12 protein-coding genes, 1 tRNA gene, 1 other RNA gene, 1 pseudogene and 1 other annotated feature are annotated in these 14,079 nt (G+C 39.9%); of the genes and pseudogenes, 3 read left to right on the top strand and 12 right to left on the bottom strand.

Translation table 11 applies throughout. The features are described 5' to 3' along the window. Positions 1-310 precede the first annotated feature (310 nt). From JOC77_RS20480 to tadA, 7 genes are all read right to left on the bottom strand, one after another. Complete coding sequence (locus JOC77_RS20480) at positions 311-574, bottom strand: pro-sigmaK processing inhibitor BofA family protein (RefSeq protein ID WP_204548248.1); 264 nt, start codon at positions 572-574, stop codon at positions 311-313. A gap of 78 nt (positions 575-652) precedes the next feature. Then, positions 653-871, bottom strand: coding sequence for a DUF2508 family protein (locus JOC77_RS20475; protein ID WP_204548245.1), 219 nt, complete (start codon positions 869-871; stop codon positions 653-655). A 25-nt stretch (positions 872-896) separates the two neighbouring features. Then, positions 897-1,493, bottom strand: a complete 597-nt coding sequence (recR, locus tag JOC77_RS20470) for a recombination mediator RecR (RefSeq protein ID WP_204548242.1) — start codon at positions 1,491-1,493, stop codon at positions 897-899. A gap of 11 nt (positions 1,494-1,504) precedes the next feature. Then, positions 1,505-1,828 carry a YbaB/EbfC family nucleoid-associated protein gene (locus JOC77_RS20465; RefSeq protein WP_204548239.1) on the bottom strand — a complete coding sequence of 108 codons (324 nt, stop codon included), beginning with the start codon at positions 1,826-1,828 and terminating at the stop codon, positions 1,505-1,507. Positions 1,829-1,843: 15 nt separating this feature from the next. Continuing rightward, on the bottom strand, positions 1,844-3,523 hold the full coding sequence (gene dnaX / locus JOC77_RS20460) for a DNA polymerase III subunit gamma/tau (RefSeq protein ID WP_204548236.1): 1,680 nt from the start codon (positions 3,521-3,523) through the stop codon (positions 1,844-1,846). Between the two features lie 173 nt (positions 3,524-3,696). Then, positions 3,697-3,961: signal recognition particle sRNA large type (gene ffs / locus JOC77_RS20455), an RNA gene on the bottom strand. A 40-nt stretch (positions 3,962-4,001) separates the two neighbouring features. Continuing rightward, complete coding sequence (tadA, locus tag JOC77_RS20450; protein WP_204548233.1) at positions 4,002-4,523, bottom strand: tRNA adenosine(34) deaminase TadA; 522 nt, start codon at positions 4,521-4,523, stop codon at positions 4,002-4,004. A 303-nt stretch (positions 4,524-4,826) separates the two neighbouring features. Here tadA and JOC77_RS20445 point away from each other — a divergent pair, with 303 nt between their 5' ends. Both JOC77_RS20445 and JOC77_RS20440 read left to right on the top strand, forming a co-directional pair. After that, the gene (locus JOC77_RS20445) at positions 4,827-5,486 is read left to right on the top strand and encodes a deoxynucleoside kinase (protein ID WP_204548230.1); all 660 of its coding nucleotides are present in this window, start codon (positions 4,827-4,829) and stop codon (positions 5,484-5,486) included. Beyond that, the gene (locus tag JOC77_RS20440; protein ID WP_204548215.1) at positions 5,464-6,138 is read left to right on the top strand and encodes a deoxynucleoside kinase; all 675 of its coding nucleotides are present in this window, start codon (positions 5,464-5,466) and stop codon (positions 6,136-6,138) included. The genes JOC77_RS20445 and JOC77_RS20440 overlap by 23 nt, the downstream gene beginning before the upstream one ends. Before the next feature lie 584 nt (positions 6,139-6,722). On the opposite strand, the gene JOC77_RS20435 is transcribed toward JOC77_RS20440, so the two are convergent. From JOC77_RS20435 to guaB, 4 genes are all read right to left on the bottom strand, one after another. Further along, positions 6,723-6,815 (bottom strand) — tRNA-Ser (locus JOC77_RS20435). 172 nt (positions 6,816-6,987) lie between these two features. Continuing rightward, positions 6,988-8,265, bottom strand: coding sequence for a serine--tRNA ligase (serS, locus tag JOC77_RS20430; protein WP_204548212.1), 1,278 nt, complete (start codon positions 8,263-8,265; stop codon positions 6,988-6,990). A gap of 59 nt (positions 8,266-8,324) precedes the next feature. Beyond that, positions 8,325-8,566 (bottom strand) — a binding site (T-box leader). 117 nt (positions 8,567-8,683) lie between these two features. Further along, positions 8,684-10,009, bottom strand: a complete 1,326-nt coding sequence (locus JOC77_RS20425; protein ID WP_275585096.1) for a serine hydrolase — start codon at positions 10,007-10,009, stop codon at positions 8,684-8,686. Between the two features lie 144 nt (positions 10,010-10,153). Further along, the gene (guaB, locus tag JOC77_RS20420; RefSeq protein WP_204548209.1) at positions 10,154-11,620 is read right to left on the bottom strand and encodes an IMP dehydrogenase; all 1,467 of its coding nucleotides are present in this window, start codon (positions 11,618-11,620) and stop codon (positions 10,154-10,156) included. A 115-nt stretch (positions 11,621-11,735) separates the two neighbouring features. Here guaB and JOC77_RS20415 point away from each other — a divergent pair, with 115 nt between their 5' ends. Next, positions 11,736-12,701, top strand: coding sequence for a YaaC family protein (locus tag JOC77_RS20415; protein WP_338047259.1), 966 nt, complete (start codon positions 11,736-11,738; stop codon positions 12,699-12,701). A 415-nt stretch (positions 12,702-13,116) separates the two neighbouring features. Here JOC77_RS20415 and JOC77_RS20410 read toward each other — a convergent pair. Beyond that, positions 13,117-13,672 (bottom strand): annotated as a pseudogene (locus tag JOC77_RS20410) (GNAT family N-acetyltransferase). Between the last annotated feature and the right edge of the window lie 407 nt (positions 13,673-14,079).

The raw sequence follows: 14,079 nt of genomic DNA, 5'->3' as shown, positions 1-14,079 counted from the left end.
TTGATATAGCTCTTAAAAGTTTAAAACTTGTTTTTGTATTTTCTCGAAAGAAAAATACGCTTGGCGTCTTGTTTCGTTCAGTTTTCAAAGAGCAAGTGTGTCAGAAGCGACTTTATTAGAATAACATTTCCGCATCTAATTTGTCAACAACTTTTTTATTTCGTTTATGTCAGCGTTTCAGCGACAAAATCTATAATACCAACATATATAATAAAAGTCAATAACTTAATCAACTTTTCATATTCGGTTCTTTAATTAAAAACAAAAAAGAGCTGACGAATAGCAGCTCTTCTAATTAATTGTTATATCTCTATAATATCCAATACTCAATAGCTGCTAAGGCCACTGCACCCGGGACTCCTAAGAACCCAGCTACTGACGCGGTGGCAGGATTGATTGGTACATGAAGTCCGATTTTTGTTCCGGCAGCATTTAAAAAAAATAAAAAAAGGGCTCCGATCACTAGTTTGATGCAAGCTTGTCCTATCCAGCGCAGGGGCTTAAGGGGAGTCCCTATTAATAGTAAAAGAATAATCAGGCTTCCGATCACAGCTACAAATGCAATTGGTTCCATTAAAAAACACCTCCCTACTTTATGCTTGTACTACATAGCATATGCAGGTGAGGTATATTGAAGAACCATACATGGTCGTTACCATTTTAATTTAACTTGTCTTTTTTTTGCTTCTTTAAATAAGTAGAAATATTTCGCTTCAGCAATTTTTGTCCTGCAGACAATATCATGGGATGGATCCACACTTTTTTCCAAGAGGGCTTTTTGATTTAACCAACTTCTTTTTAATTCTTCAAGCTGATCAATAAGACGTTGGTCATATTCTTTACGCAGCCATCCTTTTCGCCGAAAGAACACAGTTTGACCTCCCTGCTAAAATTCACTATACCTCTCTTCGGCCTTCCATGGCCTTGGACAGAGTTACTTCATCCGCATATTCGAGGTCTCCACCAACCGGGAGTCCGTGGGCAATTCGGGTGACTATTATTCCAGACGGCTTAAGGAGCCTTGAGATATACATGGCGGTTGCTTCCCCTTCAATGTTAGGGTTAGTTGCCAGAATGACCTCTTTAATCGTTTCATCCTGCAGTCTTTTTAGTAAATCAGGAATGTTAATGTCTTCCGGGCCTATTCCATCCATAGGAGAGATACTGCCGTGAAGAACGTGATAAAGTCCCGTGTATTCTTTCATTTTTTCCATCGCAATTACATCTTTGGGATCTTGAACAACACATACAATACTGCGGTCTCTCCGCTGGTCATCGCAAATATAGCAAGGGTCCTGGTCTGTAATGTGGCCGCAGACAGAGCAATAGCTTAAATTTCGTTTCGCATTCACCAAAGCCTTAGCAAAGTCCAGAACGGTATCTTCCTTCATATTTAAAACAAAAAAAGCCAGCCGGGCCGCAGTTTTTGGTCCAATGCCCGGCAGCTTCATAAAACTGTCAATCAGTTTAGAAATCGGTTCGGGGTAATGCATAGATCATCCTCCTAGAACATTCCAGGAAGGTTTAGTCCTTTTGTGAATTGCCCCATTGTTTGATTAGCAAGCTGATCTGCTTTCTTAAGAGCATCATTCGTTGCAGCTAACACTAAGTCTTGAAGCATTTCAATATCATCCGGATCTACAACTTCTGGTTTTATATTTACTTCAACAATTTCTTTATGGCCGGTAACGACAACAGTGACCATACCTCCGCCAGCTGTACCTTCAATTTTTTCATCGCCAAGGTTTGCCTGAGCCTCTTCCATTTTCTTTTGCATTTTTTGCATTTGTTTCATCATGTTTTGCATATTTCCGTTTCCACGCATCATAATAACAGCCTCCAATTAATCTTTAATTTCTAATAATTCATCGCCAACAAGCTTTCTAGCTTCAGCTATAAAGGGATCTTCTTCCTGCTTGGTATCAGGCATATCATTGGATTGTAATGAAAGGAAATCTTCACGGATCTTCACCCACTGATCTTCCGGCACCCCAACCATCGCCAGGCGCTTTCCAATCGTCTGCTGAATGATACTTCCAAGTGCCTCTACAAAACGAGAATTCTCCATAGCCATTTGGCAGTGGATGTCATATTTAAATTTTACCACAAAAGCGTCTGATGAGGCAGCTACTGGTTCTGCATCATTTAGCAGAGCAACTGAAGATTTCATTTGCTGTTTGACCAGCAATTCCAGCATCTGGCCCCATTGCCCTTTTACCGCATGTAAATCCTGCTTAGTCGCTTCTTTTAAGATGACATTTATTTTTCCTACAGGAGCCTTGAATTGTTTTTTGGCGGTTCTTTGGGGCTTCGGCTGTGAAGCTGTTTTTGCTTCTGCCGAGATTGAAATCCCTTTTTCTTTCAGTTCCTGCACCTGATTTTCAAGTGAGGTTATTTTCTGTAATAATTCCTGGTAATATCCCTCTCCGGGAGAAGCACTTGCCTTATGGCAAAGCTTGACTAGTGCAACTTCAATGAAAACTCGCGGATGATTGGTCCACTTTATTTCCTGCTGGGTATTATTAAAGCTTTCAATCATACTGTATAAACCTTCAGGCGGTAATGCATCAGCCAGATTTTTAAAATCCTCATCAATCCACACACGCTCGAGAGCCTCTGATAATCCAGGTGCTGTCTTATATAAGAGCATGTCCCTGAAATAAAAAATCATATCCTCGAGAAAACGAGATGGATCTTTCCCTAGAGAAAGCAGCCTTTCTAGAAGATCAAGCGCTTTGCCCACGTCTTGTTCGTGTATGGCCTGGGCAATCTTCGTAAGGAATGCCTGCGATACAGCTCCTGTAACCGTCAGAGCATCTTCCTCGGTTACCTCACCTTCACTAAATGAAATAGCCTGATCAAGCAGGCTTAAAGCATCACGCATTCCACCCTCTGCTGCTCTGGCAATAATATTCATAGCCTGGTCACTGCATGGTACATCTGTTTCAAGGGTGATCTGCTTCATTCTTCCTACAATTTCTTTTGAACCAATCCGCTTAAAATCGAAACGCTGGCATCGAGAAATAATCGTTAAGGGAATTTTGTGCGGCTCGGTTGTTGCGAGGATAAAAATGACATGTCGCGGCGGCTCTTCAAGGGTTTTTAAAAGAGCATTGAATGCGCCGATCGACAGCATATGGACCTCATCCACAATATAGACTTTAAACTTTACTGCATTTGGTGCGTACTTTACTTTATCTCTAATATCTCTTATTTCTTCTACTCCGTTATTCGAAGCAGCATCTATTTCAATGACGTCGGGTATGGATCCGTCGGTTATTCCCGTACATGAAGGACATTCATTGCATGGTTCTGCAGCCGGCCCTTTCTCGCAGTTCACAGCTTTGGCAAGGATTTTGGCTGCACTGGTTTTACCGGTTCCTCTGGGTCCCGAAAACAAATAAGCATGGGAGATTTTTTGCTGAACGAGGGCATTCTGCAAGGTTTTGGTCACATGTCCCTGGCCTACAACATCAATGAAAGACTGCGGCCTCCAAACTCTATATAATGCTTGATATCCCACGTTAAACTCCCCTTTTTTACTGTCTTAATATCATTATAACTTATTATTTTTCCTTTTTTCAAAAAACCAATAAAAAGAAATTCAATCATAAAGCGCTGTATAAATGTAAGAACCATAGCAAAAAACTCACCCCACTTTTAAATGGGATGAGTTTCAAATGGTATGTAGTCATACCGTGCACCTTTTGTTGATTAACAATCACAAGCGTTACTCAAGCAGTTAGCTCAGTCCAGGCGATCCTGCGGCACATGAGAGGTTCCACTTAATGCTGCTTCCTTCCGGACCTGACATGGTTCATGGATTCTCATTGCGCAGGACCCAAACGTCAACACCACTTACTTAAGGCAGACCCTGCAATATATTAACCGTGAAAAGGAATTCAGCCTCGCTGGAGCGGATTGCGAGTACAGGGCACCGCTACCTCCCCGCCTAGCACGGTAAATACAAGTATACCTACTTTTTAATGAAAAATCAATGCTTAATGTCTGTTAAATTCTGTATCTTCTGTTGAGCACAGCTGTTTTTTCCTTCGTTTATCTTCCTTCTTCTTTTCTCTTAGAGACCTGAAAAAGGCAGTCAGCAGATCGCCGCACTCTTTCGCTAAAACCCCGGAAGTTACCTCGCTTTGATGATTAAATCTTTGGTCCTCAAGAATATTCATAAACGTACCAGCACATCCCGCTTTAGGATCATCAGCTCCATACACTACTCTTTTAACCCTGGAAAGAATGATAGCGCCGGCACACATGGGGCAAGGTTCAAGCGTCACGTAGAGAACCGTGTCCTCGAGACGCCATGTTCCAAGCTTTTTACATGCTTTATCTATAGCCATCAGTTCGGCGTGAGCGATGGCACTTTGTAAATCTTCTCTTAAATTGTATGCCGTTGCAATAATCTCTCCATTTAGCACAAGTACAGCTCCAATTGGTACTTCACCAATTTCTTCTGCTTTTTTAGCTTCTTCAATGGCCAGCTTCATGAATTTTTCATCTTCTGTCATTATTTGACTCCTTAAATAAAGGCTTTTTATAGTTTATTTCATATGATCCTTAAGGTAAATACTAGTGTAGAAACTCATTTTTCTTTAATTAATCAATAAAATATTATAAATGAAACATGATGTTAAAAGCACCAGATATTACATAAACTATATAAAATCCCTTCCATGAATGCCAGGACTCCCTTAATTCCAAAAATAAACTTCTCCTTTATACCTTCCTCTGTGTTAAAATATCTCTTGTTGTATGTTTTTACATATTTAGACATAATTTTTGTCTTATTATATATGGAGGGGATACGTTTCATGAATTACACACCATTTATCACGGTTGAAGGTCCTATTGGTGTGGGTAAAACATCTCTGGCAAAGATCATTTCAGATCATTTCAGCTTTGGGCTATTGAAAGAAATCGTTGATGAGAATCCTTTTTTAGGAAAGTTCTACGAGAATATAGATGAGTGGAGCTTTCAAACAGAAATGTTTTTCCTGTGTAATCGTTATAAACAGCTTGAGGATATTCATGAGGATTACTTAAGCCGTGACAAGGCAGTTGTCGCTGATTACCATATTTTCAAAAACCTCATTTTTGCCCAGCGTTCCTTAAAAACTAACCAATACGATAAGTACTTGGATATTTATAATATTTTAACATCAGATATGCCTGTGCCTAACATGATCATCTATCTCAATGCAAGTCTTGATACATTGCTTGCAAGAATTGAAAAGCGCGGCAGAGATATCGAGAAGAACATCAGTCCTCTATATTTAAAACAGCTTTCTTTAGATTATGACCATTTTATGAGTCAATTTGAAAAGCTTCATCCAGAAATCCCTGTACTGCGTTTTAATGGAGACGAACTGGATTTTGTAAATAAAAAAGAAGATCTGGATTATATCCTTTCCCAAATCGAGAACGAGCTTCAAAAAGGAGTTTATAAGCATGAACCTACGAAAAAAATATGAAATCCCGAATGATACGGTGATTACTATAGCGGGTACTGTCGGTGTCGGTAAATCGACCATGACAAACGCGCTTGCTAACGCGCTGGATTTCCGCACATCTTTTGAAAAAGTAGACACAAACCCTTATTTAGATAAATTTTATAATGACTTTGAACGCTGGAGCTTCCATCTGCAGATTTACTTCCTTGCTGAGCGCTTTAAAGAGCAAAAAAGGATATTTGAGTACGGCGGCGGGTTCGTCCAGGATCGTTCTATATATGAGGATACTGGCATCTTCGCTAAAATGCATTATGAAAAAGGCACAATGAATAAGGTGGATTATGAAACCTACACCAGTCTTTTTGAGGCAATGGTTTTAACTCCTTATTTCCCGCATCCTGATCTATTAATATATATCGAAGGATCATTAGATGATATCCTCGAACGCATTCAAGTGCGCGGGCGTCCAATGGAACAGCAGACACCTATAGAATACTGGAAAGAGATGCATGCCCGTTATGAAGATTGGATTAACCATTTTAATGCTTGCCCTGTCCTTCGCTTAAACATCAACGATTATGATTTAGTAAATAACGAAGATTCAATTGAGCCTATTGTTGAAAGGATAGCTTCTTTTCTACACCAGACACGAAAGCTTCGAGTAAAAGTATAAAAAAGTGACGCTGCCTGAATGAGGATGCAGCGTCACTTTTTTATTTAGGCTCTTTTCTAAAAGATTGTTGTTTTTTAATAAGTTTTGTGAACCTATCCTATTGTTAAACAGGTTGATTGGAACGTAAGGTGCGAGACTCCTTGATCCAGCTACAAGCTGAGACCCTCGAGTCATAAGCCAATCCGGCTATGGGGAGAAAAGCACTCCCCACAGCCGGCTAGTCTTATGCTTGTCGGGTCTCTGCCTGCCACTTTGTTTACAATTTTTTATATCTATTTGGATTAACACTGAGCTTTTAATATTATATGTTGGGCAGGCACCGCTTTCCGCTTTTCTGTGCGGGAGCAGCGGGACAGGTGAGACCCCACAGGCGAAGCCGAGGAGGCTCAGGCGAGGAGGCTCAGGCGCCCGCCCCGCGGAAAGCGAGCATCCTGTAGTGGAAATCAACCCCCTTGATCAATAACAGCAAAGTTTGCGAAAACAGCCTTTATTTATAAAGGAATATTAAAAAATCCGCTACCCATTAATGAGTAGCGGATTTAAAACATCTCCAATGTTTATGCGCTGTGGTTTAAGTTAAAAAATGGAGGAGGTAGAGGGATTCGAACCCCCGCGGGCTTTTACACCCCTGTCGGTTTTCAAGACCGATCCCTTCAGCCGGACTTGGGTATACCTCCGAATTAATATTAACAACACTTAATATAATATAATGATCAGATGACGAAGTCAAGTAAATAATTATTTTTTTATAAAGTGATATGTCGCACCTTTCGCTCCGTGCCAAAATCAACAATGAACTTTAAACAGCATGATAAAAGGCAGCTCAATGCGCTGAGCTGCCTTTTATCATTATGGCTTGATTACTTCTTTTCCGCCCATATATGGTCTTAACACTTCTGGAATAACGACACTGCCGTCAGCCTGTTGATAATTTTCTAAGATAGCGGCAATTGTACGCCCAATAGCCAGCCCAGATCCGTTTAATGTATGAACATGCTCTGGCTTGCCCTTTACTTCACGCCGGAAGCGTATATTGGCACGTCTAGCCTGGAAGCTCTCAAAATTACTGCAAGAAGAAATCTCCCGGTATGTTTCGGAGCTCGGCAGCCAGACTTCAATATCATATTTTTTAGCAGCAGTGAACCCTAGGTCTGCTGTACACATACTTAAAACACGGTAAGGGAGACCAAGAAGCTGCAGAACTTTCTCAGCATGTCCTGTAAGCTTTTCAAGCTCCTCGTATGAATTCTCAGGCTTCACAAACTTTACAAGCTCCACTTTATTAAATTGATGCTGACGGATCAGTCCGCGGGTATCGCGGCCTGCAGAACCTGCTTCAGAACGGAAACATGCACTATAGGCAGCATAACTGATAGGAAGATCCTCTCCATCAACTATTTCATCCCGGTGCATATTGGTTACAGGCACCTCAGCAGTAGGAATTAAGAAATAGTCTTCACTTTCAATTCTAAACGCATCTTCTTCAAATTTAGGAAGCTGCCCTGTACCTGTCATACTTGCACGATTAACGATAAATGGAGGTAGAATTTCTTCATAGCCATGCTCTTCCACGTGCAAATCAAGCATAAAGCTGGCCAATGCGCGTTCTAATCTGGCACCTAGCCCTTTATAGAACACAAAACGGCTTCCAGTAACTTTTCCAGCACGTTCAAAATCAACAATATTTAATTCGTCTGCAAGATCCCAGTGGGGCTTTGCCTCAAACTTAAATTGTGGAATGCTGCCCCACGTGCGGATTTCCACATTATCATCTTCAGAATCTCCTACTGGCACGCTTTTATGAGGAATGTTCGGAATGGATAAAAGCAGGTTTTCCAAGACAGCCTCAACATCTCTAAGTTCCGTATCCAATACTTTAATTCTGTCCCCAACCTCACGCATTTCTGCAATTAACTCATCTGCATTTTTCTTTTCGCGCTTTAAAACGGCAACCTGCTGGGATACTTCATTTCTTTTGCTTTTAAGGTCTTCGGTTTCGACAATTAGAGCTCTGCGCCTCTGATCAAGTTCCTCAAATTTATCAAAGTCATTTAAATCTTCACCTCTAAATTTAAGCTTTTCCTTAACCTCTTCTAAATTGGCTCGTAAGAATTTAATATCAAGCATTATAAGTCCTCCTGTACGTTTATAAAATCCGCCGGCAAATAAAAAAACTCCCATCCCTAAAAAGGGACGAGAGTTACCCGCGCTGCCACCCTAGTTGAAAGCAAATACAGCTTTCCACCTCAAATAGATAACGGCTTTAATGCCGAAAGTAATTACTTGCCAATGCTTTAGCTTTAAAGCCGCATTGGGGTTCCTCACTCTGCTCCAGGATGGATTCACAAGCACCGCCGTCGGTTTTCACCAGCCACCGACTCTCTAAAGAACGGTTATTCCTGTTACTGTTTCCTGTCATCGCTCTGAACGAATCTTTGATTATTAGATAATTTACTACAATTTTATACTACACGCAATACTTTTATACAAAAATAGGCGCTGAGAAGAAAAAAAGCAGTCCTAAGACCGCTTTGTTTGTGTGGATTTAGAATAAGCCTTTTACTGTAGAAGCAGCATTGCTCCAAACGTCTCCAAAGAAACTGCCGATGCCTCTCATGGAAAGTACGAACCAGTTAGCTTTTTCTACACCTTCTGCAGCAACGACTTCCACTCTGTTTGTTTTCTGTGAATCTTTCGTTAAGAAACCATAGTCTTGGCCATCTTTTGGTTTTACAGTTATGTACCCTACTGTTTCACCTTTTTTGACAGGTGCTGTCAATTCGCCGTTTTCATTTAATTTCTTTTTATCCAAAACTAGAGCTGGCTGATAGTTTTTCTTTTCGCCATTTCTGATCATCATTTTAATCGGTGCTTTAGTTACAATCTTGACACTGTCTTCTTTGCCTTTATCTACCGAAAGAGATTTCTTGCCTTTAACCTGATATTTTGCAGGAAGAAGCTGTTCTACTTTGAAATTGCTAAAACCATAGTCTAATAGTTTTTTAGTCTCCGTAAAACGGGAATCCTTAGAATCTGCCTTCATAATGACAGAAATGAAACGCTGTCCATCTCTTTCTGCCGTTGCTGTAAAGCAATATCCCGCAAAATCAGTTGAACCAGTCTTTAAGCCATCTACACCACTATACTCATAGTTTAAACCTGGCAGCATCCAGTTAAAGTTAGGATATGTTTCGCCATCACGAAACTGTAGTTTAGGAATTTTTGAATATTCTATAGACTCAGGGAAGTCGTTGATTAAATGAAATGCTAGAATGGCTATGTCACGTGCTGACATAATGTTCTCGTCCGTTTCATTTCCAGCAGGATGACTGCCCATAAGGTCTGAGTTGTTTAATCCGCTGGCATTTACAAACTTCGCATGTTTTAGACCAAGTTCCTTACCCTTTTTGTTTGCAAAATTAATATAATTCTTTTCGCTTCCTGCTAACAGTTCAGCTAGTGCAACCGTTGCAGCATTACCAGAAAAGATCGCCATCGCTTCATATAATTCTTTTACTGTATAATCTTCGCCTTCAGTCAATCCAATATTGGATAAACCAGGAGCCTTTGAAAGTTCATGAACATAATGATTGATTTTTACTTTTTGGTCCCATGAAATCTTTTTGTCCTTAATAGCTTCTAGTACACTGTACTCCGCCATCATTTTTGACATGCTGGCAACACCCAATACAGCATCCGCATTCTTTTCATAGACAATTTTCCCGGTTTTTGCATCAAGAAGTACCGCAGCCTCTGCTTTTAACCCAAGTGTATCTTCAGCATGAGCGGAACTTGCTTGAAAAGAAAATTGCGATGCAATCAGAGCAACCATCATGGTCAAAATCAGTGTAATCTGGCTGACTTTTTTCAAGTTTCTTTACCTCCAGCTTTCAATTGAATGATTCTATTTTTTTCACTTTTTCTAGTTTATCATAAAAAAAAGTAAAAAAATAGACAGAGGATAGCTCTCTGTCTTCTTTGTATATATTACCAAATTTCATCTAGTTAAAAAGGCTTAGAATTTTGAATAATTAGGTGCTTCTTTCGTAATTTGAATGTCATGCGGATGACTTTCCTGTAGTCCTGCACCTGTCATACGGATGAATTGAGCATTTTCTCTCAATTCGGTTAAATCTTTCGTTCCACAGTATCCCATACCTGAGCGCAGCCCGCCGATTAACTGATATAGGGAATCAGACAAAGGTCCTTTATATGGCAGACGGCCTTCAATTCCTTCTGGTACGAACTTTTTATTATCTTCCTGGAAGTATCGGTCTTTTGAACCTTTTTCCATGGCAGCAACAGAGCCCATGCCGCGATATACTTTAAATCGGCGTCCCTGGAAGATCTCAGTTTCCCCTGGACTCTCAGATACACCCGCTAATAAACTTCCAAGCATCACAGCATGTCCGCCTGCAGCCAGCGCTTTTACGATATCCCCGGAGTATTTAATTCCTCCATCTGCAATGATGGCCTTCCCATATTTCCGTGCTTCAGTAGCACAATCATAGACAGCCGTGATCTGAGGTACCCCTACTCCTGCTACCACACGGGTTGTACATATAGATCCAGGACCGATGCCCACTTTTACTACATCTGCACCCGCTTCTATTAATGCACGTGTAGCTTCAGCTGTAGCCACGTTTCCTGCAATAATATTTACATCCGGGTATTCCTTTTTAATCTGTTTAACAGTATCCAGAACCCCTTGTGAATGTCCGTGAGCGGTATCTACTACAATAACATCCACACTTGCCTTTACAAGTCTCTCTACACGTTTCATCGTGTCTTTCGTAACCCCTACTGCTGCACCAGCAAGCAAACGGCCTTGAGAATCCTTTGCTGAATTAGGAAACTCAATAACCTTTTCAATATCTTTTATAGTAATTAAGCCTTTTAAAACGCCTTCGTCATTGACGAGCGGAAGTTTTTCTATTTTATATCTCTGCAATATTTTTTCTGCCTGTTCCAAATTCGTTCCAACTGGAGCGGTAACTAAATTCTCTTTAGTCATCACATCGGAAATCTTAATTGAATAATCCTGGATAAATCGAAGATCTCGATTAGTAATGATCCCTACTAATCTTAACTCATCATTATTATTCACAATAGGAACACCGGAGATTCGGTATTTTCCCATTAAATGCTCTGCATCAAAAACTTGATGATCTGGAGTAAGGAAAAATGGGTCGGATATAACTCCGCTTTCTGAACGTTTTACTTTATCAACCTGCTCAGCCTGTTGTTCAATCGACATGTTTTTATGAATGATGCCAAGGCCTCCCTGGCGCGCCATCGCTATCGCCATTTCAGCTTCTGTAACAGTATCCATTCCTGCACTTATGATCGGAATATTGATTTTCAGTGTTTCTGTTAATGCCGCCTGAATGTTAACATCCTTTGGCAATACATCTGATTTTGCAGGTACTAATAGAACATCATCAAATGTTAATCCTTCTTTAACGAACTTCGATTCCCACATCTTGTTCCCTCCAGGCTTTAAAAAATATTATTAGTAGGTTATCAATTGGACAAAATACTGTCAAGAAAGAATAGAAATGTTTGATTTTTCAATTTACTTGGAGGTTTTTATATTGGTGCTTAACCAATCCCCCTGGCATGACTTTATCGTATACTTTTCTGCTTCTTATTCACAATCTTTTTTACGCAAATGCTATGAAGCAAAAGAATTTTCGAACAGTGAATCAAAATGCTATGACAACTGCTATCCTTTTATTTATTATATAGAACATGCCCAAAACTATTATGAACAAGCTAAGATCGCACCCCTAACAATAAAACCAAATCTGCTTTTTTATGGATATGGCCAGCTTATTAAAGCATGCCTTCTGACCGTTGACTGTTCATATCCCGAATCCACTTCTGTTTTAGCACATGGAGTCTCTGCTAGAAAAAGAAAAAAGCAGCAATATGAATTTATATTTGATGAAATCAAAATCCAGAAAAACGGGCTCCTAACTCACTTTGCTGAAAAAATGTTTCACATGAAACATCTGGAGGGAGAAAAACTGGTGATGAAGGAGTTATTGCAGGGAGTACCAGAATTAAATACGTTATTTCTATCTTACTATAACGAAAATAATTATTTCCCTCTTGAGAAGGCGATGGATACATATTATCTAACGCCTGAAATCTTGGATCATTACCACATGCCATTTGAACGCTTTAAAGAGTTCCTTACACAAAAAGCAGGAATGTCTATAACCATGGCAGAATCCCCTGAAAAATTAGCACTTGGCTTTCAAGAGAATATTTCTTTCTCTAATCAAGGTGTATTTCGCATGAATAACGAAGCGTCCCAGCTGCAAATATCTGTTAACAAAGAATCCAAATGCTTCATGCTGCCAGAAATACTGATTCATTATCTGCTGTTATACAATCTTAGCATGATTGCCCGTTATGAAACGGAATGGTGGCTGGATCTGCTTAAAACCACCCCTAATTCCGACTTTGCATTCATTAAGAGTTTCTTGCACATCACAGAAAGCAAAGGACCGCAGCTAATAAAACACTGGCTGCATGAGACACATCCATATATGTAAGCGGTCAATGTCTTAACGCTGGGGGTACAGGAGGGCATCTGCCTTTCCTAAGAACCTGTAATAGCGGGGCTGAGGGGAATCATCTATGGCGGAGTAAATTGCAGGGCTCGGGCCTGGAAGTGTACCTCTGATAGCTGAGATTAGGCTGGTGACCGTTGGCGGTGCCGAGAACCATCCTATGCCTGAGTGGATGGGTTACATGTGAGGCTTAAAAATTTTGTTTTTTCCCATCCTCAAATTAAAAATAAAACTTGAAAAAACATTGAAAATTGCGACAGCTGCCAGCTTTTTAAAGTATTTCTGATCTTATTTAAAAGAAGCTATGTTAAACAATCTTGTTGATTTAAGAAATAAAGCAAGGGAACCCTATTCTATGGAGTTCCCTTGTTCCTTAAAGCCACCTAAATGGAATCAGTTATTCAGAGTTTCGAAAATAAATTAAATGGTCTGTCCATTCAGCAAACTCATATATAAAACCTTTCCTTATACATTCATACTCCAATCCGACACTTTCTGCTAATCTAATTGAGGGAGTATTATCAAGGTTTATATGGGCTTCAATTCGGTGAAAATTCAAGTCATTAAAAGCTATATTTAATGCTTCTTCAACTGCCTCTTTTCCGTATCCACTCTTCCAATGTTGATTATGTATTGTGTAACCTATTCTTCCCCATTGAAAATTTTTCCCTAGACAATGTAGAAAAATCTATCATACCAAGGTGCTTATTGTCTTCTTTTCTAAAAATACCAAATATGTGTGCTTTATCATTTAATGCTAATTCTTGATGTTTTGCCACCAAATTGGCGAACCATTCTTCTGTACATTCACTCATATCAATCCTGCCTTTATCGTGCCTATTTTGTGATGGAAATCTACTTTCAAATTCATTAAGCCAATTTCTATAATCAACCCTCTTCAAGGGTCTTATTATTATCCTTTCTGTTTCTGATCTAATAGTAAAATCTTTCAAATAAACACCTCTTAATAATAAGTTAAGTTCCTGACCTGCCACTTTTGAATACGTTACTTTCTGACGTTCTCTTGCTAGGAATGCTTCCCAGACTCATCTCTCAAAATGTCAGCTGATCTATTCCTTAAGGATCCCATGATGCCTAAATCTGTGGATTTATAGTGTGCTGGATTAAAAATTATATCTCCAAATAGTCTTACATCCTATTTATATCCTTCGGTTTTAAAAAAAACACAAAAAAAGACCAGCTATACAGCTGATCTTCGCTTTGCCTGGCAGCGTCCTACTCTCACAGGGGGAGATCCCCCAACTACCATCGGCGCTAAGAGCTTAACTTCCGTGTCCGGGTCCTGAATGGCGATGGCCGGCGGATCTCTTCGTCAGCTTCCCTCACTCCGGTCCTCATG

This window comes from Peribacillus deserti (genome assembly GCF_016909175.1).
Classification (GTDB): Bacteria; Bacillota; Bacilli; order Bacillales; family DSM-1321; genus Paraperibacillus; species Paraperibacillus deserti.
This window is presented reverse-complemented; position numbering and strand designations above follow the sequence as displayed.